Genomic DNA, 22,718 nt, shown 5'->3' with positions numbered 1-22,718 from the left:
TTATTTAGAATTTATTTCTTTTGATGTAGAAGTGTGCTGTGTGTGAATAAATGTTTTGTTAGCTCCTTTTATTTTTAGTAGCGAAAGTAACATCATGAACATTCCTTTTGGCAAACGAGCCAAAGCATTTACAGTTTTTAAATTGTAAAATGATCTTGGAACTGAAAAAACAAATGACATAACGCATGCCACGACCAATAGTATCCAATATGAAGTTAAAGAGCTTTGATTGCCTACAAAGTAATTAATCAAGATAAAAGCACCACTACAAAGGATTACTGCACCTAAAAGTAAGATTCGGGGTGGTTGAATAAATTGAATTGCTTTATCAAAATAATCGACATTGCCTTTAAGTACTAAATGTTTAGTGGCAGTTAGAATGTCTTTTTTGAAATAGTGTATTTGTGCTGACAACCATCTGCGGCGTTGGTTTCCAAAAACTTCCGATTTTTGTATTTTTTCATCATAAACCACTGCGTCATCTAGATAAACTATTTTACGGCCTTCTTTTAGCATTTTTAGCTCTATTTCTTTATCAAAACCGCCTACCGCAGTCACAGTTGACATCAGTGTCTTGAAATAATTATATCTAAAGGCCATGCCTGACCCTATTATCGCAGATGACAAACCTAAAACACGATGTCCTTTTCTAAAAATATTATTGTTTATCTCTTCACTGATTGCGTCAAGTATTGCCCAAGAATTATTGGTGTTTTTTGCAGTTCGATGCCCTTGTACCGCAATAAAATCATATTCAAAAGCAGCATTTATTTTTTTCAAAAAATCTTTAGCCATCACATTATCGGCATCAAGTACTACGGCTATATCATAGTCTCTATCTAACGCTGCCATGGCTTTGTTTAAAGCTTTTGATTTTGTGCTTTTTTCAAAACTAACCTCAATTACTTTTATAGGCAAGGATTTTAAAGCTGCAATTGTTTCTTCTTGAAACGAGTCGGCTATGATTACTACATCGTATAAATTAGCAGGATATTCTTGCTGTAGCGCTAACGTGGCGACTTCTATAATCACTCCGTCCTCCTTATACCCTGGGACAAGTACTGCAATTTTTTTAAGGTTGCCATTGTCAGCATATATTTTTTGTTTGTAAAATAAGCTTGCAATCGAAAACACTAAAATATATAAAGTCGCCAAACCAAGCAGGCACAGTAAAACAGTTTGTATGATGGTATATAGTAGCATAATTGAGGTTTGGGGTTAAGTTGATTAATGGGAAGGTTTAGCATAAATGCTATTTCAGTTTTCTAATTTTATCTCTCACCTTTAAAGCATATTTTCTAAGGAATGGCAAGTGTTTTCCGCTCTTTAGATTGTACATGAAAGATTCAGATTCAAATATCATCTCAAAATTAGCTGTACATAACACAGGTTTTTTAGATATTCTATTAATTTCAATTGCTTGATTTAATTCACTTTCGATAAATAAAACATAAGGTTTAGCCATATATGCTTTTGCCTTATGGTCCCCATGATTGTTAGCACGTTGCCTAGCTTCCATAGTAGGTAAATCGAGCATGACTAAATCATTATATTTGATATTATTAGCTTCCAACCACGTTTCGGTTTGTTTGCGATATTTTTCTAATCTAGAGGTTACTATGGTTCCTATTTTACTTCCAGGAATAAATAAGGGTGGCGCATTCAAAATAAAATCGATGTATTTTTCTCCATCATCATTTTGTTCTGGCAAAGGGTCTGCACAAAGTACTCCATCAATATCAAAGCAAGCTTTTTCCAGAGTAGTATGATTTAAAATATTCCATTGAAAATACCTAGGTAAAGTAACTATCTCAAAAAAGTAGTCAACCATTTTTTCTTTTCCAGGAATTACATAAATAGCACAATACTTTAAATCAAATTTATCTTCAAGATGCTTTAAACTTTCTTTTACCTCAATCATTGCGGATCCAGATGCGATACTATCATCGACAATTAAAACTTTTTTATGTTCGCCGGAATCGAAAAACTGGGAGCGAGCTCCGGCTTTATAGATATGTCCATTTAAAAAAGAATCAATATCGGTATAAGGCCTGTTGAGGTACAAGGACAGTAAATTTGCAGGTAACATACCGCTTCTTGGCACACCAACAATTAGATCGAAGTCGCGAGGAATAATACTTAATTTTTGAAGTATAATATCATTTAAATTTTTAATGTTTCTATAATTCATAGTATTTAGTTTAAGAGTTTAGGATCAGTTTTGAAAGCTTTTAATGTTTTGAATGGTTTAGTAGGTTTGCTGATTGTTCATTTTCTTTTTCAAATACATCTGTATTTAAGATGATCGCCATTGTTGCATAAATTAATAGTGCTGTGGGCATTTGTCCTAATACAGCATTACCATAGGAGGCTACCATGATTCCGGCCATTCCGGCTATTAGAGCGGACATTTTATATTTTAAAACAGGATCCTTGATTTTAAACATGACAATGAGACTCGCTTTTATCATTACATAAAATAAAATTCCTAAATGAAGCAGTAAGCCCACAATTCCTTCCTCGACCCAAATCAATACATACCAGCTATCGGTAGCTACATTCGATAAGAAGGCATTAGGCAAATATTTTTGTGCTTTTGTACCTCCATGTCCAATTCCTCCTCCAAAGGGCCTTGATGATAAATAGTTTTTCAGTATTTTTTGGTTATCAAGTCTAACTTGTAATGAGGCGTCGTTAGGGTCAAAGGCCGTTCGCATCCTTCGTACTTGTGCATTACCTTGAGCGATAGTTGTGTATTTGAAGAAAATAAAAACAATTGCTAAAAAAGCGACACCTGTTATAATTACTTTTACGTTTTTACTTAAAATAAAATAGGTCATAAAACCAACTATAGGGACAGCTAATGCACCTCTTGTGCCTGAGATAACCATTCCATAGATTCCCAAAAGACCAACAAAGATGAAAAATAACTTAGATAAAATTTTACTTTGTGACATGGCATATATCAAAAACACAACGCCGGTATAACCTTGATTAGCTCCAAATTGTCCTGCGTCGCTATAGAAAGAAAAAACCCTTAATTTACCAAAGAGAATATGTGTTTTATAACTTCCCTCATTTAGCCATTCTTGCTCTGCAAAGTCAACGCCCATAGTCATTTGCATTATCCCTTTTAACGTTCCCAATAGTGAGAATATACCCCAGATGTAGAAAAACATTTGTAATTTTTTGCTACTATCAATAAACATAAGAGTCAATGGCACAAAAAGCAGTGGGTAAAAAGCAATACCACGTCCTGAAATCCAAGCTTGTATGCTTCTGGCTTCGGGATTAATGATTTCAAATAGGGAATAGGCAAACCATATAATGCATAAGAACGTAATGTCCTTTTTTGCAGGAGTCCAATCTATTTTTTTCTTAAACTTATTCATGAACAAAGCAATGTAAGTCAAAACAAGTATGCCATCTATACCAAAACCTAAAGGCAACCCTTTAATATATCTTCCTATGCCTAGGAGCATGAAATTTAAAGCGATGGCGGTGTAAAAACCAATTATTGGATAACAGAATAAATAATATAAAAAAACAGAACCAAATAGTAGCGCGAACACTAATATAATTCCAATAATCCCGAGTTTAACAACCAGTAAACCAATAACAGAAAGGAAACCAAAAAGCAATAATAAATACCCAGGTCTGGATAAGTTCATTGATCCTGAATAGTTTTCAAAAGGATTTATGTTATTGTTTGTACTCATTATTTAGAACTGTTTTGTATTTTGACTAATCGTTTGTATCGATTATTCGTTAGTTTATTTAAAAGTGAGATATAAAATAAGACGCCTTTTGTAAATATTGATTTGTATGATAACGAAAGTTCTTTATCTAGAAAATACATTCCCATCCATATACCAACAATAGTAAAAAGGATAGAGGCAATGGCGACCATAATTAATGATTTGAAGACGAAAATGGCGACTAAATCTCCAATAACGTTTGCTAGCAGCATAACAAAAACTTTGATAGCATTAATTTTAGGTCGGTTTATGCTATCTAAGCCTACGCCCGTCATTCTATCAATTGGTAATAACAATCCATAAATAGAAAACACTCTAACGATATCGACTACATTAAAACCTGTAACTGGATCAGTGACTAAGTATTTATGGCCGCTTATAACAATCACAAAAAACTCAGCAAATACAAATGTGACTATACTGATTCCCACAAAAAGGTAAGTTAAGGCACCTGAGTACACATAAAACAAACTTTTTACTTCGTCAATTTGATTTAGTAAGCTCGCTTTTGACATTTTAGGAAAGGCAGTTGCTACAAAACTCCTAAGAGGTATTTGTTGCAGTTCGGTTAGCTTCAAAGGAATGCTGTACAAGGCCACTGCAGCGCTTCCTAAGGGACTTAAACTAATAATTAAAGTATCAACACTTCGCAATAAATTTGTCCCTATTAATGTAAAGGTGGTGTATTTACCAAAATGCAGTAGCTCTTTATTTGTCTCGGCACTTGCTTTCTTGATTAAGAGTATACCGTCCCATCCTAGAATCATACTAATAATTGAAGTTGCCGCATTAACAATTATCAATGCAATAACTAATTTACTCAAGCTCAGTGTTACGGCTATAAAGTGAAAAAGTATAACTAAAAAAAAAGCGCCACTATTAATTGCTTTTAAGACTAGAATTTGCATATACTTTCTATCAGCCTGCAATACTACTAGAGCGATGTTCCAAGGTAGGTTTAGGAAAGCGAGCAAGGGATACCAAGTAAAAAACATATTGTAACCGGAGTTTGTAATCGCCTCAGGGAATAGTATTTTACAAGCGATCAGTATAAGAGCTACAAGCACCGTTGCACCTAAACTTATTAGTGCATTCGAACCAATTAGTTTTATTCTATAGGAACCGTCAGCTCCCGACAAGTATCGTATTAAACCGGTATTCGTAATACCAAAACGGAACATTTCAACAAATGAACCTGCCGCAATAAATAGTACCCATTCACCAAATACGTCTAATGATAGGCTTCTAGCAAGTAGGGCAAATCCCCCAATTCCCAAAATGGCGATCACCACGTTTCCAGTTAAGGAGAGGAAGTTGTCCTCACGCACTATTTTTTTTAGTATTTTCATTTACAAATTTTTAAATCTGATTTTTAGAGAAAAATTGAAATTTAAACATGGCTTTTATTTTTTTTCTTAGGATGCTTCTCTTTTTAGGTAAATCACCCAGTACAGATTCGATTTCATTTATGCTTACACCATTAACAATAATCTTAATTTTGGATGTAGCCTTAACCAATAGGTTATTTATTGCAGCCTGATCTGCTTCTGTCCAAATTCTATTTGAGCGACATACTAAAATACCTAAGTCCGCGTGGGTCATTAAATCAGCTGGGTAATTGTTAAAAATCAAAGAAGGTAACTCGATAATTACAAAATCAGGATCATATGTAAGGTTTATGTTGTTCTGCTCAAGTAGATCTATATAGTTTTTAGCCTCATAAAATTGATGATCCATTTTATACGAATAGTATTCGGACTTATTTAAATAGCTGCCTACATCTGCAAGAAAAGGGTTGGCAAGATCTATTCTAGGATCAGGATAGCCAAGAAGTTTATTGATGATTGAAAATTTTCTTTGCTGAACAATGGGTTTTTGTCTATTGTCATAAGTTAACATTAGTACTTTTTTTCCTTCTTGTTTTAATGTTTTAGCGATATTTCCTGCCACAACTGTTTTACCCTCCATGCTTTGTGTACTGAATACTACAATGGTCTTTGGCGATTTTATTGTAGGTTGAGAACCAAAATACTGTAAAATATTTTGCGTAACAATTGCTAGAAGTCTTTTTTGAATAAACGCCAAATTAATATTTCCTGGATCTAAGATCATTTTAGGAATCATGCCTAAAGCGGGTAAGCCTAATTTTTTGCTCGCTTTTTTTGCGTTTTTAAGAGTGTCATCAAAATATTCCATGATTAAAATTATGGCTAGCGTTATGATACCACCAATAAAAGCAGCAGCAATAATTAAAATGGCTCTTTTGGTTGGGTTTGGGGATAAAGGATAAAATGGCGGATCAATAGCTTTTAGATTTGAAGACATTTCATTGTCTTGCAGTTTTAGTTTTGCTAAGTTTAACCCATGCAGTAACTCTAAATATCCCTGTTCTGAAACCGATATTTCGCGCTCTAATCGTTTTATAGTTGCACCTGCTGGGGCGTAAGTAGCATATTGTTGTTGAAAATCTTTATTTTGCTTATCCATGACCTTTATCTTGGCCTTGAGGTTGTCAGACTCAACAACACTGTTCATCCAGTCAGGTAGTATTTTAGTTAATGGAACGCCATCTATTGAATTTTGATAACTATAAATATCATCTACGCTTTTTTTAATATCGGCTGTCAAGGCTTCTCTTTGTTTTTTTAGAGCAGTAAGCTTTGATTCTAGTTTGTCATTAGTATTGGATTCTATACTTGCTTCGTTGAACGCAATTTGATAATTAATTTCGCCCAATGACTTCTTTTTTTCAAGTACTTTATAGGTTTCATTTTGAATATATTCCTGTACGTTAAGTTTTTCTTCTAGTCTTTTAGTCGATGCCTCTGTTCCAGCTAACTGTGCTTTTTTATTATTGTAGTCAACTTCCATATCTTCTTTTACAACTGCAACAGCTTTACTTTGTTCGTAGTAATTGATAATGTTGTATGACTTATTGAACTCTAGTAACTTGTCCTCGGCTAATTTTAAGGTGTTGTTAGCCTGCCCTAATTGCTCTTGAAAATATTTTACGACCGCATCCGATCTGTTTTCTTTTATATTTTTATAGTTTTTAATGCAAATGGCGTTATAAATCTCTAGTGTTTGCTGACAAATACCAGGATCATCTACCGTATAACTCATTTTTATCAAGTCACTACTGTTTATTCTAGTGGCTTGAATACTGGATAAAGCTTTGATAGAATAATGCTTGTCATCTTCATAATTTAGTAACTCATAGATGTAATTATCACTACTGCTTTTCATTAATTGCAATAATTGCTTCACTGTTTTTTCATAATTGTATCTATCAATTTCTGGAGGTAGCGAATTGTAAATAGCTAGAGTGTCACTTGCTAACATTCCACTACTGTTTCCTTTAGCGATGTATTTGTAAATATTTTTTGGAACCTTTAATTTAAGTTCGTCAAACAGCTTTTTGGATATATATTTAGGGTTGGCCTTTGGTAACATGATGTGTGTGGCAAACAAGCGTACTGCCACTTCCTCTTGGGTTTCTCTGGAGTTAATAATATTGATGAGGTTATCAAAAGAAGTATTGGTAGCAAAATAATTAAATGTTTTATCCATCTCAATCGAGGACCCTGTGGCAAGTCCAGTATATAAAATCGTTTGAGACGTATATTCAAAATTGGGTTTGCTAGTAAGCACTAATACTAATACCGCTAGGAAAAGCGGCACTAGTATTAATAATGCTAAGTGTTTTAGTATTAATCTAATAAATTCAATTATTTTCATAGTTTTATTTTCAACTTATTGGTAAAAGGTAAATCCAGCCATGTCTTCTAAAAGTTTTTTTGCTGTTATAAATTCAGACTTAGCGAACTCATAATCTACTTCTACATTCGATGTAATACTTGTTATCCTTACATATTCAGCAACGGGAACTACTCCGTTTCTAAATTCTTTTTCTACCATTTGCATATTTACTTTGCCGTCGCTTAGTACTTTTGATTTTATTTTGAGAACTCTTTGTTTCAAAATCAAGTCTTGATACATCTTTATCACAGTTTGTCTAATCTCATCTTCTTGAAACTTAGCCATACTTTTCGCCTCGTCGAGCTCTAGTTTTGCTAAACCTACTTGATGCTTTCTATTTATAAAATCAAAAACAGGAATTTTAAGATAAACGCCTACACTATAATTGAATTGTGATGAAGTTGTTAAGACAGAAGTGTTGCCTTGCGCATCAGCATTGGTAGAGAAATTATTTAAATTACCATATTTTGTATCAGCTTGAACTCCAAAATTTCGTGTCCAGTAAATTCGCTCTGATGCCAAAGTCGATTCTTTGACACCAATGTGTTGGTTTCTAAATTTAAGCATAGAGTTCCTGCTCAAAACAGAATCTATGATTACTTGAAGAGAGGGTAGTTGTATTTCCTCCCGATTATTGTCAATATCAGTTGATTGTGCAGTCGTTACGTTGATCGAAAACACCGATAAGGTTAGGATAAAGAGTAGTGGTACTAATTGTTTCATGTTGTTGTAAAAGTAAACCTTATTTTTAGACAGATCCTTTTTGAAGTAATGCAGGAATTGTTCTTAGGATGAGCTTAATGTCATACCAAAATGAATAATTATCTCCTTCAAATTGATCAGCATATTCATTATCTAGTCGCATTCTTTCTTCTTCAGACATTTTTCCGCCTTTTCCTCTGAGTTCTACCTGCCATAATCCCGTTATTCCCGGAGGTGCTAAAAAGCGTTTAGAGATTTCATCACCAGTAATTAGTTCGGCTTCGTAAACGGGTAAAGGTCTGTTGCCTACAATAGACATGTCACCCTTTAAAACATTAATTAACTGTGGTAATTCATCAATACTAGTGTTTCTAATAAATTTTCCAACCTTGGTAACACGAGGGTCATCAACAATTTTAACAAAAGTTGAATTGCTTTTTGCAGCTTCTTGTTTTTGAATATTGTACCAATAATCGCAAATAGCGTGAGTATCAATGTACATTAGAGGAGAGCAAGAGTTGCCGACTGCTAAATTGCTGCATCGAGGGCAAGGTGTTTCAAGGGGATTATTTGCTGAAACTGTTTCTTCTTTTTTGTATTGATTTTTTTCAAGTGCTAGTTTCTTTAATAATTCGTCGGATCCTGTACGCATTGATCTCAATTTGTAAAAATCAAATGTTTTGCGACCGACTCTTTTTGATACATAATACACTTTTCCTTTTGACTCTAGTCGAATAGCTAGTATGATAAGCAGCAAAAACGGGGAGGCAACTAATAAGACAGATGAGGCAACAAAAATATCAAAAATACGTTTTGAAAGTGGCATTTTATAAGCCTCTTTAATAGGTTTAAATTCTTGTTTTACCGCAACAGGTTTTCTATTATCGCAAAGAAATGAAGTGCGATTTAAAATATCCAATGGCTCCGTTACTGAGGTAACATAAAAATCGTCAATTTTTTTCTGGAAAGCTAACTTGTAGAGATCGATGTTGAACTCTTTTGATAACAGTATAAACGGAATTGTATCTAATGAACTATTGCTTCTGATCCAATCAAAAAGGTAAATTCCATTATTTCCTGGTAAGTTATAATCGCAAATTATAGCGTCGGGTTTTTTTTGATTTTCTAGATAGTTAGTGACTTTGGCACTATTATCTAATGTTATTATGGTCCATTTATTCTGTTCCACCACATCAAAATAGGCAGGATTGTTCCCAATGTATAAAATAGTAAGAATTGGATTCATAGTAATTAAGTCTTTAGATTCGGTTGTAATTGAAGTTGCTGTGTGTATTTACCACTCTATTGCATAATGAATAGGAAATAAGTTTTTCTTAACCAATTCATCTAATTCTTCAGGATTAAAAGGCTTGGTAAGGTAATCTTGTGCTCCAAGTTTATAACATTTTATACGTTCTTTACTTTCTGATTTTCCTGATAACATGATGCACGGTGTATGCTTTGTAAAGCCGCGTTGACGAAGCTGTGTCAGAAATTCATATCCATCCATTTTTTCCATCTGAATGTCACTAATAATTAAATCAGGGATATTGTCATCAAGCCATAGTAAAGCATCAAGTCCGTTATTCATTGATACAACTTCATGATTTTTTGACAGGAAGTTTTCTAAAAGGAGGCAAATGCTCATTTCATCATCTAAAATTAGTATTTTTTTCTTCATTATTTCTTCTTTTTGCTATTGAAAACCAATAAAAGCCAAGACTCTTATCAAGTTCGAAATTAAGTAAGCGTACGGTTTAGGATTATAATATACTTGACTTTAAATGTTACGTTTGTAGAGTTATTGTGTAATTAACTTTCATTGCTAGACATTATTTGATGTTTAGATTATAGTGTGACGCTATCCATTGAGGTGTTGATTCCGATACAGAAATAATCAAATCCACTGTCTTTCATTTCTTGTCTATCGTATATATTTCTACCGTCAAAAACAGCAGGTGTTTTAAGTAATTTTTGAACTATTTTTAGATTTGGGAATTTAAATTCGGGCCATTCTGTTAATATCGCGAGACAGTCGGCATCAATAAGTGTTTCGTATTGGTCTTCGCAGTAGGATATGGTGTCGCCAAAATGATGTTTAGCCTCGTTGATAGCAATTGGATCATACGCTTTAATAATAGCCCCTGCTTTTAATAAATGCTGGACAATGTAGAGTGAAGGAGCTTCGCGCATATCATCAGTTTGTGGTTTAAATGACAGTCCCCAAAGTGCGATTGTTTTACCATTTACATCTCCGTTAAAATATTTCATTATTTTATGAAAAAGCACAAGCTTTTGGTCATTATTTACTGCCTCTACTGCTTTTAGAACTCTTAATTCATAATTATGTTCACTTGCTGTTTGAATTAATGCTTGAACATCTTTTGGGAAACAAGAACCACCATATCCAATTCCGGGATATATAAATTTGTGACCAATGCGAGAGTCAGAGCCAATTCCTTTTCGAACTTTATTGATATCAGCGCCTACAATCTCACAAAGGTTTGCGATGTCATTTATAAAACTAATTTTAGCGGCAAGCATTGAATTTGCTGCATATTTTGTCATTTCTGCTGATATGATATCCATAAAAATAACAGGATGACCATTAAGGGTAAAAGGCTTGTACAAACTTTTCATTAAGTCTTCAGCTCGTTCGCTTTCTAATCCTACTACGATTCTATCTGGTTTTAAGAAATCGTCAATTGCGGCTCCTTCTTTAAGAAACTCAGGATTTGAAGCTACATCAAATTCTATTTGAACATTTCGTTTATCTAGTTCTTCTTGTAATGCTTTTTTAACTTTTTGCGAAGTACCTACAGGAACCGTACTTTTAGTAACAACAAGTAAGTAATCATTGATGTTTTTACCGCAGTCTCTAGCGACAGATAATACGTATTTGAGATCAGCACTACCGTCTTCATCTGGTGGAGTTCCAACAGAAATAAATAAAACTTCAGAATCTACTAAAGCCTCAGCGATGTTAGTTGTGAAACTTAATCGCCCTTTTTTCATGTTTCTGGTTATCATTTCTTCTAATCCAGGCTCGTAAATAGGGATAATTCCTTTATTAAGATTGTCTATTTTATTACGATCAATATCCACACACGTAACATCAATACCAACTTCGGAAAAACACGCACCTGTTACTAGTCCAACGTATCCGCTTCCAACAATTACAATTTTCATACTATAGAGATTTTTTTGGTTATCAAAAAACACTTGACTTTTTAAACTAAAACACAATCAAAAAATTAAATATGTTGTTCGTTAATTAACTGTCATTTAAATAACAGTTCGGTTAATTCTTACTCAAATATAATACAAAAAGAATAAAAACACCGATAAAAAGCAATAAATATCGATTAAATGTTATTTTTGGTATTTATTAGTACTAATTGTAAAAACACTTACAAATAAAACTGATTGTTTTCTGTAGTGACTTCTCCCTAGGGTTAGTTTTTTAGAAGTAGTAAAGGGATCTTGAGTCAGTATTTGGATGTTTTATATGAAAATCGTGGGTTTTAAGAAGTTCACTTTAAATAAAATTATATGCTAATTTATTATTTTTTTGGTTAATAAAAAATATTATAATAGGTATTTTAATAATGTCTTTAAAAGGAAATTATATTTTTTGACATTACTAATACTATTCTGCATTGTTAGATTGAATTAGTATCCCCATTTTTGGTATCGTAAAGCAACTTAATTTATAGGGTGTTTTCGCATTTGGAATAAAAGGAACAAAGACATATTATTCAATCATAGGGTCTTTTTGTACTAGTAGTTCACTGTTTAAGAGGTACAACTGAACTTGTAACATCAATTTTCACCTTATTTTAGGGTAAATTACTGGTTTTAGTTGATTGGTAGTAGCATTTACAATGTGGCTGGCAATAGGGAGTGTATAGTTTGCCGATGAAGTTTATTTAAAAAAAAATAATTACAAGTAAAGACCAGTTTAAGTGCTAAACTAATACTTTGTAAATTGTATTTAGCTGTATTAAAACTAATTACAAAAACTACTATAAACTATGTTGTACTACTATTATAATTGTAGATCAGTTAAAAACTGCTCCATTATGTCTAGGATGGCATTAAAGTTATCATGCAGAGAATTGTTGCCTTCTAATAAGTTTAATTCATGCTTATTCGCTAATGCGTAACTTTCCTCAAGTCCCAGTAAACTAATTTTGTGTTTTAGTTTATGCACATTTTTTGCCGCTATATCGAATATTTTAGAATCAATATTTCCGGCATAGGTGTTTCTTTCAGTAGGAAATTCACTTTTTATGACAGCAAGTATTTTTTTTTCAAATTCTTTATCTCCGCCGGTAAAGCTGTTTAAATAGGAATAATTAGGCTGTTCCATAATGATAAAGTTTAAGTGACAAATAAAGTATTTTTAATTGGTTTGGAATGTAAATCTGGTTTAATTCCTTAGTTGATGCGAAACTAAAGTCCTTTTTCTTGCATTTCAATAATCACATCAGATGCGCTTTTAAACGTTGGTGCTTGTTCGATAATGGTTCCTACTCTTTTTTTATTGAGTTTAAAAGTAATATCGTTTTCAGTAGTAAACAACAAGGCGGTTAAAAACGGATTATTCATGTACGAGGCCAAGATAGGGTAGGCATCGTCGATCGTATGAAAACTTTCTACTTCTTCCGTTTTGTATTTGGTGCTTAAAGAGAGCATAAATACATCATTTTCTATAAGAACGGGACGTACGTAGATATTTTTAATTTCGGTATCGCCTATGGTCTTCGCCAAAGTTAATTTAGAGTAGGTTTTATCGTTAATACTTTGTTTCACTCGTTCCCAAAAAAGGGCAAATATAGGTTCGTATGACATTGTGTTCGTTTTTTTGAAGATCTCTAACTGCAAAATTAGCTTTTGTTAATGGTATTTAGGGACTAATTAGATAAAATTTAGTGTAGAAAAACAAAAACCACAGTGCAATTAGTAAAGGTAATTAACACTGTGGTTGTAAATAATCCAAGCTATTGTTTCTTTATTTCCCTTGGAAAACGGCTTTTCTTTTCTCTAAAAATGCGGTTGTACCTTCTTTAAAATCTTCAGTACCAAAGCATTTTCCAAACGATTTTATTTCGGTTTCATAACCATTTTCACCATCTTTAAAATTGGCATTTACTGCTTTAATGGCTTTAGTTATTGCAACAGGTGAGTTTTTCATGATTTTAGATGCGATACCGTTGCAAAAATCTAAAAGTTCTGCCTGAGGTACCACATGATTCGCTAAACCGTTACGGTAAGCTTCGTCAGCTCCAATCATACCCGCAGTCATAATCATTTCCATGGCACGACCTTTACCAATTAATTGTGGTAAGCGTTGTGTTCCTCCGTAACCCGGAATCACACCTAATGAAACTTCTGGAAGTCCCATTTTGGCATTGTCCGAAGCTACTCTAATATGGCAAGACATTGCCAATTCTAATCCGCCTCCTAATGCAAATCCGTTAACGGCTGCAATTACAGGTATTTTTAAGTTCTCAACAAAGTTAAAAAGGATATCTTGTCCTTGTGCTGCTAATTGGGCACCTTCTTCAACTGAAAACTGTGCAAACTCTGCGATATCGGCTCCTGCTACAAATGCTTTTTCGCCGCTTCCCGTTAATATAATAACACGAGTATCGTAGTTTTTTTCTAAACTTTCAAAGGCATGATGTAGCTCTTTAATCGTCCTTGTGTTTAATGCGTTTAATTTTGTTGGGCGGTTTATGGTAATAGTTGCAATGCTGTTTTCTGAGGCAACTAGAATGTTTTCGTAAGTCATAATACTTGTTTAAGAGTTAATTATTGGAAGCGAAACGATAAAACGAGTTCCTTTTCCGTATTCTGTTTCAAAGGTAATTGTTCCTTTGTAATTTTCAATAATGTTTTTAATAATACCCAGTCCAAGGCCCATTCCACTGTTTTTAGTGGTAAATTTGGGTTGAAATATTCTATTGATATCAATTGGATTAATTCCAACGCCATTATCCTCTACAGTAATTAAAACGTTGTTCAAAACCTTTTTCACCACTACTTTTATTTGCTTGTGCTCTTGCAATTCTGGAATGGATTGAATAGCATTTTTAACTAAATTGGTGATGATGCGAACCAATTGCGTTCGGTCTATTTTAGAGATAATTTCAGGATATTCGGGTTCAAAGATGATATTATTTTCGTTGAAGATATCTAAAGCTAACTCAACTACTTCTACCACATTTAAAGTTTCGTTTTGTTGGGCTGGCATGGATGCAAAATTTGAAAATGCCGAGGCAACTGCGCTCATCGTATCTATTTGCTGAATCAAAGTTTCTGAGTAATCCTTCATTTTTTGATTAACGTTAGGATCATCAGGACTAAACCTTCTTTGAAAACTTTGAACCGTTAATCGCATAGGCGTCAACGGATTTTTAATTTCGTGAGCGACTTGCTTTGCCATTTCGCGCCAAGCTTCTTCTCGTTCGCTTTGAGCCAGTTTTAAGGCACTTTTCTCTAGTTCGTCAACCATTTGATTGTAGGCTTTTATCAGTAAATTAATTTCTTTACTGTTGGCCTCTAAATGTATTTTTTCGTTCTTCTGATTCAAACTCGTCTCATTCAGTTTGTCAGAGATCGTTTTTAGGGACTTAGTAATATAAGAGGATAGGAAATAAGCCAAGGCAAATGCCACCAAAAGCATAAACGAATATACTTGCCCTAGCCTGATCAGGAAACTACTCAATTCCTTCTGATAAAAGCCATCATCTTCTAAATAGGGTAAATTTAAAACACCTAATGGTTTGAAGCGATCATCTTTGATTTGGGTAAAGGAAGATCTATTTTTGACCCCATCTATTGTTTTGATGTCAACGTAGCGCTTTTCGATGGAGGAGCGTACGAGCTTCAATATATATTTTGGAATTGGAGGCGAAACTTTATCGACGGAAAAGGATTCCTTTGATGATTTTAAAAGTTTACCATCCAGATCGTATATGTTGATTTCGATGTTGTGAATTTGAGCCAATTCATGAATTTTATCCTTAAAAATCAGGTCTAAATTCTCGGTTGTCAAAGGGTAAGTTGTAGTCGAAAGGACATAGTTAATGTGTTCTTTAACCGCATTTTCTTTACGCTCTAAACGTTCTTGATGGTATTCTTTGGCTTCATTTTTAAATTGGATAATCGAAATGGAAGCTAATAATATGGATGCAACAATTATCAAAACGATCATCGAAAGGAAGATTCGAACTCGTAACGAAAGCATTGATAATTTGAAGTTTTTTAGCATATTTTAAGATTGATTTTTCTCTCTTATTCGTTTGTAAAATTTAAATCCTAACATAATTATTATGGAGAACATAAAAATCCCCACCACTCCATAAATCCAATTTACTGCATTTTTTAAAATAACTAAAAATACCACTGCAAAAAGAATCAATGTAGCACCTTCATTCCACAGCCTCATGTAGTTCGTGGTGTATTTTACTTCATCCCGTTGTAATTGATTAAAAATTTGTTGGCATTTAGCATGGTACAAGTACAGCACAAAAACAAAGCCAAGTTTTACATGCATCCACGGCATTTGTAGCCATGCTTGTCCCATTGGAGTAAAGAACAACATCCAAAAAGCAAAAAAGCTAGCTAAAACTGCTGATGGCCAAGTAATGATGTACCACAAGCGATAGGTCATTATTTTGTATTGCTTTTGCAAAATTTCTTTTTCTGGTGAAGGTTTGTCCGCTGCTTCAATTTGGTAAACAAAAAGGCGTACAATGTAAAATAAACCTGCAAACCAAGTGATTACGAAGATGAGGTGTAGTGACTTGAGGTAGTTATAATAGTCCATCAGTAGATTGAATTAGTGTTGTATTCATTTCCCTTTTCAGAAAAAAGGCAGTAAGTAAAGTTGATAGTACATCAGAAATTGGAAAAGCAACCCACACACCAAAAATACCAAAAAAATTAGGTAAAATAAGCACTAGCGGAATTAAGAAAAATCCTTGCTTGCTCAAAGTAAGCAAAAGTGCCTTTCTCGCCTTTCCTACCGCTTGAAAATAGGCTGACCCGATGAGTTGTACTGCAATAATAGGTGAGGCTGCAAAAACCCAACGCAGTGCATTAGGAGTTTCGTCTAAAACCGTTTGATCATCAGTGAAAATTGTCACTATCGGTGTAGCAAAAAGTAAAATGAGTATAAATATAATACTAGCTAACAGTGCTGCATATTTTATTGAGATGCCAATACTTTCTTTGACTCTGTCATAGTTACGGGCACCGTAATTATAACCCGCAATGGGCAAGAACCCTTGAGTGATGCCTAGAATTGGGAAGAGCGCAAACATTAACATTCTGCTAATGATTCCATAAACGGTTATAGAATGTTCACCGCCATAAGTGTACAGCGTGTGATTTAAAATAATAGATAGGATCGCGATGACGCCTTGTCTCGAGAAAGTAACAAAACTAAGTGTGCTAATTTCCTTTAAGATGTCATAGTTGAATTTAAAATGAACTGCTTTTAGTTTTATTTCGCTTTTAAAAAGAAAAAACCACAGTACAAATACAAAACACATGAAATAGGATATGGATGTTGCATAAGCCGCACCTGTCATACCCAAATTCATAACTTTAATAAACACAATATCTAAGGCAATGTTGAAGAAAGCAGGGACAATCATTGCAATCATCGCAAATTTAGGTTTGCCTTCGGCTCGGATAATATTGTTCCCCATCATGCAAAGAGCCAGAAAGGGAACGGATAATATAATTGGTTTAAAAAATTCGGTTGCGGGCTGAATTATAGCTCCTTTGGCTCCAAAAAGCAGAAGCATTTCTTCGCTAAAAAAAATTCCTAGAAGGCAAAAAACAGTTGACAAAGCAAAAGTCATCATGATTTGATTCGCAAAAGTGCTCTTTGCTTTGCCATGGTCTTTTGCTCCTAAAGCTCTGGATAAAACAGATCCTCCGCCTACGCCAATGGCCATACCCAACGATGAAATCAAGAAAGTTATAGGTAACACAACAGTGACAGCTGCAATGGCTAACGAACCAATCCATTGCCCCACAAAGATGGTGTCGATTAAGATGTTAACCGACAGAAATAAAATCCCAATCGATGCAGGTACCGCCTGCTTAACCAACAGCTTTTTAATGTCTTGTGTTCCTAATTCTTCCGAAGAAACCGCCATTTAAACTACTGGTTTTTCTACCGTTGCCCATTCGTTAACCCAATTACTTACTGTTTGACACCACTCGTCACCATCATTCAAGCAAGGGATAGCCATGAATTCTTCACCGCCATGCTCTTTGAATTCGTGATTGGCTTCCATTGCGATTTCTTCCAAGGTTTCTAAGCAGTCAGAAACGAAGGCCGGAGTTACAACGGCTAATTTTTTAATACCTTTTTCAGGCATATTATTAACTTCAACATCGGTGTAAGGAGTTAACCATTTATCACCCGCTAAACGCGATTGGAATGTTTGGCTGTATTTCCCTTCTGGAATACCCAATAATTTCACTACTTGTTTCGTGGTCTCGTAACATTGGTGACGATAGCAAAATTCATGTGCTGGTGAGGGTGTATTGCAACAAGATCCATCAATTTTACAATGTGATTTAGTAATATCTGTTTTACGAATGTGTCGCTCCGGAATTCCGTGGTACGAGAACAAAAGGTGGTCGTAATCAAAGCCTTCTAAATGACCTTTTATAGAGTCGGAAAGGTTTTTTAAATAATCAGGTTTGTTGTAAAAAGCAGGGACGATAGTAAATTTCATGTTAGGGAAATACTTTTGTCTGTGTTCCTCGGCCAATTCTAAAATTGTCGTGGTTGAAGCCATCGCGTGCTGCGGATACAAAGGGAATAGCATTACTTCGGTCACGCCTTTATCGTGTAGTTCTTGCAAACCAGAAAGTAAAGATGGATTCCCGTAACGCATCGCTAAAGAAACAGGTACATCCACTAGTTTTTGTACTTTCTCATGCATTCTTCTTGAAATAACAACAAGCGGTGAACCTTCGTCCCACCATATTTTTGCGTAAGCAGCAGCTGATTTTTTAGGTCTGGTTTGTAAAATGATTCCGCGTACAAGCAATGCTCGTAATAAAAACGGAACGTCAATTACATATTTATCCATCAAAAATTCGTCTAAATATGGTTTTACATCTTTGGGAGTAGGACTTTCAGGAGAACCTAAATTAACTAATAATACACCTTTCATCTTGCTTTTTTTTATTTTGTAAAAGTACTTAAAGATGGTTTTCTCTTAAGTACGATTAACTATTTTTTATTTATTGTTTAATATGTAAAATCAATTACTGTTATGCATTAGGATTGATTGACATCAAATATTTTTTAGGAGTGGTTGCAAATTTCTTTTTGAACGCAGCTATAAAATGACTTCCGGTGCTGTATCCTATTTTTAAACCTACTTCGTTTACATTATAAGAGCCGCTATCGAGTAGTTTTCGAGCAAAGTCCATTTTGTAATCAAACAAAAATCCGTAAACGGTATCTCCATAAATTTGTTTGAAACCCATTTTAAGTTTCTTTAAATTCAATCCTATTTCGTCTGCTAATTCTTGTAAACCGGGTGGTTCGGCCATGTTGGCAATGATAATTTCCTTTGCTTTTCTGATTTTCATGACGTTATCCTCATCAATTAAGAACGGACATTGCTCTGCATTGGGATCTTCGGTACGGTTAAAATACAAACTTAGTAATTCGTAACCTTTACCTTTATAATAGAGGTTTTTTATAGAAGGATGTAAGTTGTAATGAAACAATTGGCTCAAAACAATAGCCATCGATGGACTTATGTTTCCTTCGTTATAATATTTTTTATCCTTGTTTTCACCACTTAAAAAAGTAATATAATCAGCCTCGGTTGAAAATAAAGCGTGGAACTTTTTTATGGAGATGATAACAGAAATCACCCAGGAGTTTGGTGCAAGTTCTAGATTTAAGGGAAGTTCTTTTTGAGGATTGTACAATAATAATGATTTCTCCTCTTTAAGTTCTAAGGCATAATTCCCTTGATTGAAGATGAATTTAGCACTTCCTTTCAATCCAAAATGAAACTGAATCAGTCCACTGCTCACTTCTCGCTGCGCGTTGAAGCTTTCTGTGCTGTCATTTTGAAACCGAATTAAGGTAAAATCGTCTTCTATCTTTATAATTTCTTGTGAACTCATAGCGATATTTTTTTAATGGCAAAGGTTTAAAAAATATTCTCTTTAATTTAGAACGTTTCTAATTTAAGGAATACAAATCCCTCGCTTGCTCCACAAAAATAGCGTTTTTTAGCTATTTTTCATCTTTTAGAATCAAAAAAACATCCAGCGACACAAATAGTACTTCTAGCGTTACTTTTAAAGGTATGTTAGTAATAATTTTGTACCACTTTCTTGAAAAGTAATACTATGGAAAATAATACCCAGTCTAAACACCACTATTTTTATTCAGTAGGACTCAGCTATAAAAAAGCAGATGCCGAAATGAGAGGTAAGTTTAGCTTAGATACTTTAGCAAAAACACGTTTGCTGGAACAAGCAAAAACCGAGGGAATCGAGAGTTTAATCGTTACATCTACTTGTAATCGTACGGAGATTTATGGATTCGCTGAACATCCTTTTCAATTGATCAAATTGATTTGTGAGAACAGTAATGGTAGTGTTGAAGAATTTCAAAAAGTAGGTTTTGTTTACAAAAATCAAGAAGCAATCACACATATTTTTAGAGTAGGAACGGGTTTAGACAGTCAGATTTTGGGCGATTTTGAAATCATTTCTCAAATCCGTTCTAGTTTCACGCAGTCTAAAGCAATGGGATTAACTAATAATTTCATGGAGCGATTAGTAAATGCTGTTATCCAAGCTAGTAAAAAAATTAAGAACGATACGGAGATAAGCTCAGGCGCCACTTCAGTTTCTTTTGCAGCCGTACAATACATCATGAAAAACGTTGAGGATGTTGGTAATAAAAACATTCTTTTATTCGGTACTGGTAAAATAGGTCGTAATACTTGTGAGAATTTAGTAAAACACACTAAGAACGAGCATATTACGCTTATCAATAGAACTAAAGATAAGGCAGAGAAATTAGCTGGAAAACTGAATCTGATTGTAAAAGACTACTCTGAACTGCATTTAGAATTACAAAAAGCGGATGTGGTTGTGGTGGCTACAGGTGCTCAAAATCCTACTGTAGACAAAGCAATATTGAATCTTAAGAAACCCTTACTGATTTTAGATTTGTCAATTCCTAAAAATGTACACGCTGACGTTGAAGAGTTAGAAGGAGTAACTCTAATTCATATGGATTACTTGTCTCAATTAACCGATGAAACTTTAGAGAACCGAAAAAATCATATTCCAGCTGCCGAAGCGATCATCGAAGAAATCAAAGAAGAATTTAATGTTTGGACAAAAGGACGCAAATTTGCTCCTACCATCCACGCTTTAAAGGAAAAACTGAATGCAATGAAAGTATCAGAATTAAACTTTCAAAGCAAAAAAATAGCTGATTTCAACGAGGAACAAGCCGAAATTATCAGTGCTAGAATCATTCAAAAGATCACTACTCAATTTGCGAACCATTTAAAAGATGATGACACTATGGTAGATGAAAGCATTGAATGGATTGAGAAGGTTTTTAAAATAGGACTGGCGGCGAAGTAAGGTTGACACAATCTTTATTTTGATGTTATTTGAAGAGAATACAACTTAATGAATCTTAATTTCTTAATGGTTTTAATTCAAAACTTATTTTGAAATCAAAAAATAAAAATGGCTGAAAAAACAATACGAATTGGTACCAGAGACAGTGAATTAGCACTTTGGCAAGCGCATACCGTCGAAAAAAAGTTGAACGATTTGGGTTATAAAACCAAGATTGTTGCTGTAAAATCAACTGGTGATGTGATTTTAGACAAGCCACTTTACGAATTAGGCATCACAGGAATTTTTACTAAAACGCTAGATGTTGCCATGATAAACGGTGATGTGGATATCGCGGTGCATTCAATGAAAGATGTTCCAACAGCGTTACCAAAAGGAATTGTGCAAGCAGCCGTTCTTGAAAGAGCCAATACCGTAGATATTTTAGTACACAAAGGAAATCTGGATTTTCTAAATGCATCTGGAACTATTGCAACCGGAAGTTTGCGTCGTCAAGCACAATGGTTGAACAAATATCCTACTCACAATGTAGTTGATCTACGCGGAAATGTAAATTTGCGCATGAAAAAGCTCAATGAAGGTGACTGGAACGGAGCTGTATTTGCAGCAGCAGGACTGGAAAGAATCAATTTGAAACCCGAGAATTACATTAACTTAGATTGGATGATTCCTGCTCCAGCTCAAGGCGCTATGCTTGTGTTGGCAATGCAAGAGGATGCGTTTACACAAGATGCACTGTCGCATTTAAATGATATCGAAACAGAAATTTGTACCTATATCGAACGACAATTTCTAAAAACATTGGAAGGTGGTTGCACGGCGCCAATTGGTGCTTTGGCTAAATACGATGAACAAGAAGATACAATCCATTTTCAAGGGGTTTTATTTTCGCTTGACGGAAAAGAAAAAATTGAAGTCGACAAAATTGTTCCTATCGAAGAATGGAAGAAATTGGGGTTCTTTTCGGCTCAAGAAGTGTTGAATAATGAAGGAACAAAACTGATGGCAGAAATCAAAAACAAATTGAAAAAATAATGACTCAAATAAGTATTTTATCCACTAAGACACTTTCTGTAGAACAAAGACAAGTATTTATCGATGCCGACTTTGATTTGTTAGAACAAGACTTTATCGAGATTAAAAACAACCTTTTTGATTTAGATAAAATCAATAATAATCTTATTTTCAGTAGTCAGAATGCGGTTTTAAGCTTAATGGAACAAAACGGTTGGGAAGCTTTAAAAACCAAGCCTGTTTTTTGCGTTGGCATCAAAACCAAAGAATTACTAGAAGCAAATGGTTTTACTGTAGATGTTTACCTAGACTACGCATCCGAATTAGCGGAGATCATTACTCTTATTTATAACAAAGAAAGCTATACTTTTTTTAGCGGAAACCTGAGAAAAGAGACGTTGCCACAAGCTTTAAAAGAAGCGGGTATTACGTTTAACGAAATCGAGGTGTACCAAACAAAATTGGCTCCTTTTAAAATTTCAGATCAAGAGAATTTTGACGGAATTATGTTCTTCAGCCCTTCGGCGGTGGAGAGTTATTTATCGAATAACAAAATCAAAAAAGAGTTCTGCTTCTGTATCGGCAGCACAACCGCTGCGGCTTTAGAAGAAAAGAAAATTAAAAACATAGTAATTCCTGAAATACCTACTATCGAAGAAGTAATTATAGAGGTAATTCAGCATTACACGCCAATGCCTGAAGAAGGTAATTAGAACAAACAAAACAAGATAAACCATAAGCTAATAGCCAAAAGCGACTAGCCAATAGCAAGAAAATGATAAAAAACGACTTATTTTTAAGAGCATTAAAAGGAGA

The 22,718-nt window shown here is 34.2% G+C and carries 20 protein-coding genes; 3 read left to right on the top strand and 17 right to left on the bottom strand.

All coding sequences use genetic code 11. The features are described from left to right. The 17 genes from P8M54_RS05230 to P8M54_RS05150 all read right to left on the bottom strand — a co-directional run bounded on the left by P8M54_RS05230 (window position 1) and on the right by P8M54_RS05150 (window position 19,403). Window positions 1-1,203, bottom strand: a complete 1,203-nt coding sequence (locus tag P8M54_RS05230; RefSeq protein ID WP_300285924.1) for a glycosyltransferase — start codon at window positions 1,201-1,203, stop codon at window positions 1-3. A 49-nt stretch (window positions 1,204-1,252) separates the two neighbouring features. Further along, window positions 1,253-2,191, bottom strand: coding sequence for a phosphoribosyltransferase family protein (locus tag P8M54_RS05225; RefSeq protein WP_300285922.1), 939 nt, complete (start codon window positions 2,189-2,191; stop codon window positions 1,253-1,255). A 40-nt stretch (window positions 2,192-2,231) separates the two neighbouring features. Next, window positions 2,232-3,719, bottom strand: coding sequence for an O-antigen ligase family protein (locus P8M54_RS05220; RefSeq protein WP_300285920.1), 1,488 nt, complete (start codon window positions 3,717-3,719; stop codon window positions 2,232-2,234). Then, entirely contained in the window at window positions 3,719-5,107 is a 1,389-nt protein-coding gene (locus P8M54_RS05215; protein ID WP_300285918.1) for a hypothetical protein, read from the bottom strand. The genes P8M54_RS05220 and P8M54_RS05215 overlap by 1 nt, the downstream gene beginning before the upstream one ends. A 10-nt stretch (window positions 5,108-5,117) precedes the next feature. Continuing rightward, window positions 5,118-7,496: a hypothetical protein gene (locus P8M54_RS05210; protein ID WP_300285916.1), complete on the bottom strand. Its 2,379-nt coding sequence runs from the start codon at window positions 7,494-7,496 to the stop codon at window positions 5,118-5,120. Window positions 7,497-7,511: 15 nt separating this feature from the next. Beyond that, window positions 7,512-8,240, bottom strand: coding sequence for a TolC family protein (locus P8M54_RS05205; RefSeq protein WP_300285914.1), 729 nt, complete (start codon window positions 8,238-8,240; stop codon window positions 7,512-7,514). A 25-nt stretch (window positions 8,241-8,265) separates the two neighbouring features. Continuing rightward, window positions 8,266-9,465 carry a sugar transferase gene (locus P8M54_RS05200; RefSeq protein ID WP_300285912.1) on the bottom strand — a complete coding sequence of 400 codons (1,200 nt, stop codon included), beginning with the start codon at window positions 9,463-9,465 and terminating at the stop codon, window positions 8,266-8,268. A 48-nt stretch (window positions 9,466-9,513) separates the two neighbouring features. Then, a complete protein-coding gene (locus tag P8M54_RS05195; protein ID WP_300285910.1) occupies window positions 9,514-9,900 on the bottom strand; it encodes a response regulator in 387 nt (128 codons plus the stop codon). A gap of 167 nt (window positions 9,901-10,067) precedes the next feature. Next, window positions 10,068-11,408: a UDP-glucose/GDP-mannose dehydrogenase family protein gene (locus P8M54_RS05190; protein WP_300285908.1), complete on the bottom strand. Its 1,341-nt coding sequence runs from the start codon at window positions 11,406-11,408 to the stop codon at window positions 10,068-10,070. Between the two features lie 859 nt (window positions 11,409-12,267). Next, the gene (locus tag P8M54_RS05185; RefSeq protein ID WP_300285906.1) at window positions 12,268-12,591 is read right to left on the bottom strand and encodes an Hpt domain-containing protein; all 324 of its coding nucleotides are present in this window, start codon (window positions 12,589-12,591) and stop codon (window positions 12,268-12,270) included. A gap of 83 nt (window positions 12,592-12,674) precedes the next feature. Next, window positions 12,675-13,073 (bottom strand): hypothetical protein, encoded by a 399-nt coding sequence (locus P8M54_RS05180; RefSeq protein WP_300285904.1) that lies wholly within the window; start codon window positions 13,071-13,073, stop codon window positions 12,675-12,677. Window positions 13,074-13,233: 160 nt separating this feature from the next. Then, window positions 13,234-14,016 (bottom strand): enoyl-CoA hydratase-related protein, encoded by a 783-nt coding sequence (locus tag P8M54_RS05175; protein ID WP_300285902.1) that lies wholly within the window; start codon window positions 14,014-14,016, stop codon window positions 13,234-13,236. Between the two features lie 9 nt (window positions 14,017-14,025). Then, a complete protein-coding gene (locus tag P8M54_RS05170; protein ID WP_300285967.1) occupies window positions 14,026-15,441 on the bottom strand; it encodes an ATP-binding protein in 1,416 nt (471 codons plus the stop codon). 60 nt (window positions 15,442-15,501) lie between these two features. Next, entirely contained in the window at window positions 15,502-16,056 is a 555-nt protein-coding gene (locus P8M54_RS05165) for a CopD family protein (RefSeq protein WP_300285900.1), read from the bottom strand. Further along, complete coding sequence (locus P8M54_RS05160; protein ID WP_300285899.1) at window positions 16,043-17,398, bottom strand: MATE family efflux transporter; 1,356 nt, start codon at window positions 17,396-17,398, stop codon at window positions 16,043-16,045. Before P8M54_RS05160 ends, P8M54_RS05165 begins: the two co-directional genes overlap by 14 nt. Next, window positions 17,399-18,430: a ferrochelatase gene (gene hemH / locus P8M54_RS05155; RefSeq protein WP_300285897.1), complete on the bottom strand. Its 1,032-nt coding sequence runs from the start codon at window positions 18,428-18,430 to the stop codon at window positions 17,399-17,401. It lies immediately after the preceding gene. A 100-nt stretch (window positions 18,431-18,530) separates the two neighbouring features. Then, entirely contained in the window at window positions 18,531-19,403 is an 873-nt protein-coding gene (locus P8M54_RS05150; protein WP_300285895.1) for an AraC family transcriptional regulator, read from the bottom strand. 228 nt (window positions 19,404-19,631) lie between these two features. Between P8M54_RS05150 and hemA the strand changes: the two genes are divergently transcribed. From hemA to P8M54_RS05135, 3 genes are all read left to right on the top strand, one after another. Continuing rightward, a complete protein-coding gene (gene hemA / locus P8M54_RS05145; RefSeq protein ID WP_300285892.1) occupies window positions 19,632-20,888 on the top strand; it encodes a glutamyl-tRNA reductase in 1,257 nt (418 codons plus the stop codon). Window positions 20,889-20,996: 108 nt separating this feature from the next. Further along, window positions 20,997-21,923: a hydroxymethylbilane synthase gene (gene hemC / locus P8M54_RS05140; protein ID WP_300285890.1), complete on the top strand. Its 927-nt coding sequence runs from the start codon at window positions 20,997-20,999 to the stop codon at window positions 21,921-21,923. Continuing rightward, window positions 21,923-22,615 carry a uroporphyrinogen-III synthase gene (locus tag P8M54_RS05135; protein ID WP_300285888.1) on the top strand — a complete coding sequence of 231 codons (693 nt, stop codon included), beginning with the start codon at window positions 21,923-21,925 and terminating at the stop codon, window positions 22,613-22,615. Before hemC ends, P8M54_RS05135 begins: the two co-directional genes overlap by 1 nt. The last annotated feature ends 103 nt before the right edge of the window (window positions 22,616-22,718 follow it).

The sequence above is a fragment of the Flavobacterium sp. genome, from assembly GCF_029242675.1.
Lineage (GTDB): Bacteria > Bacteroidota > Bacteroidia > Flavobacteriales > Flavobacteriaceae > Flavobacterium.
The sequence above is the reverse complement of the archived record's forward strand: the minus strand, read 5'-3'. Positions and strand labels throughout refer to the sequence as shown.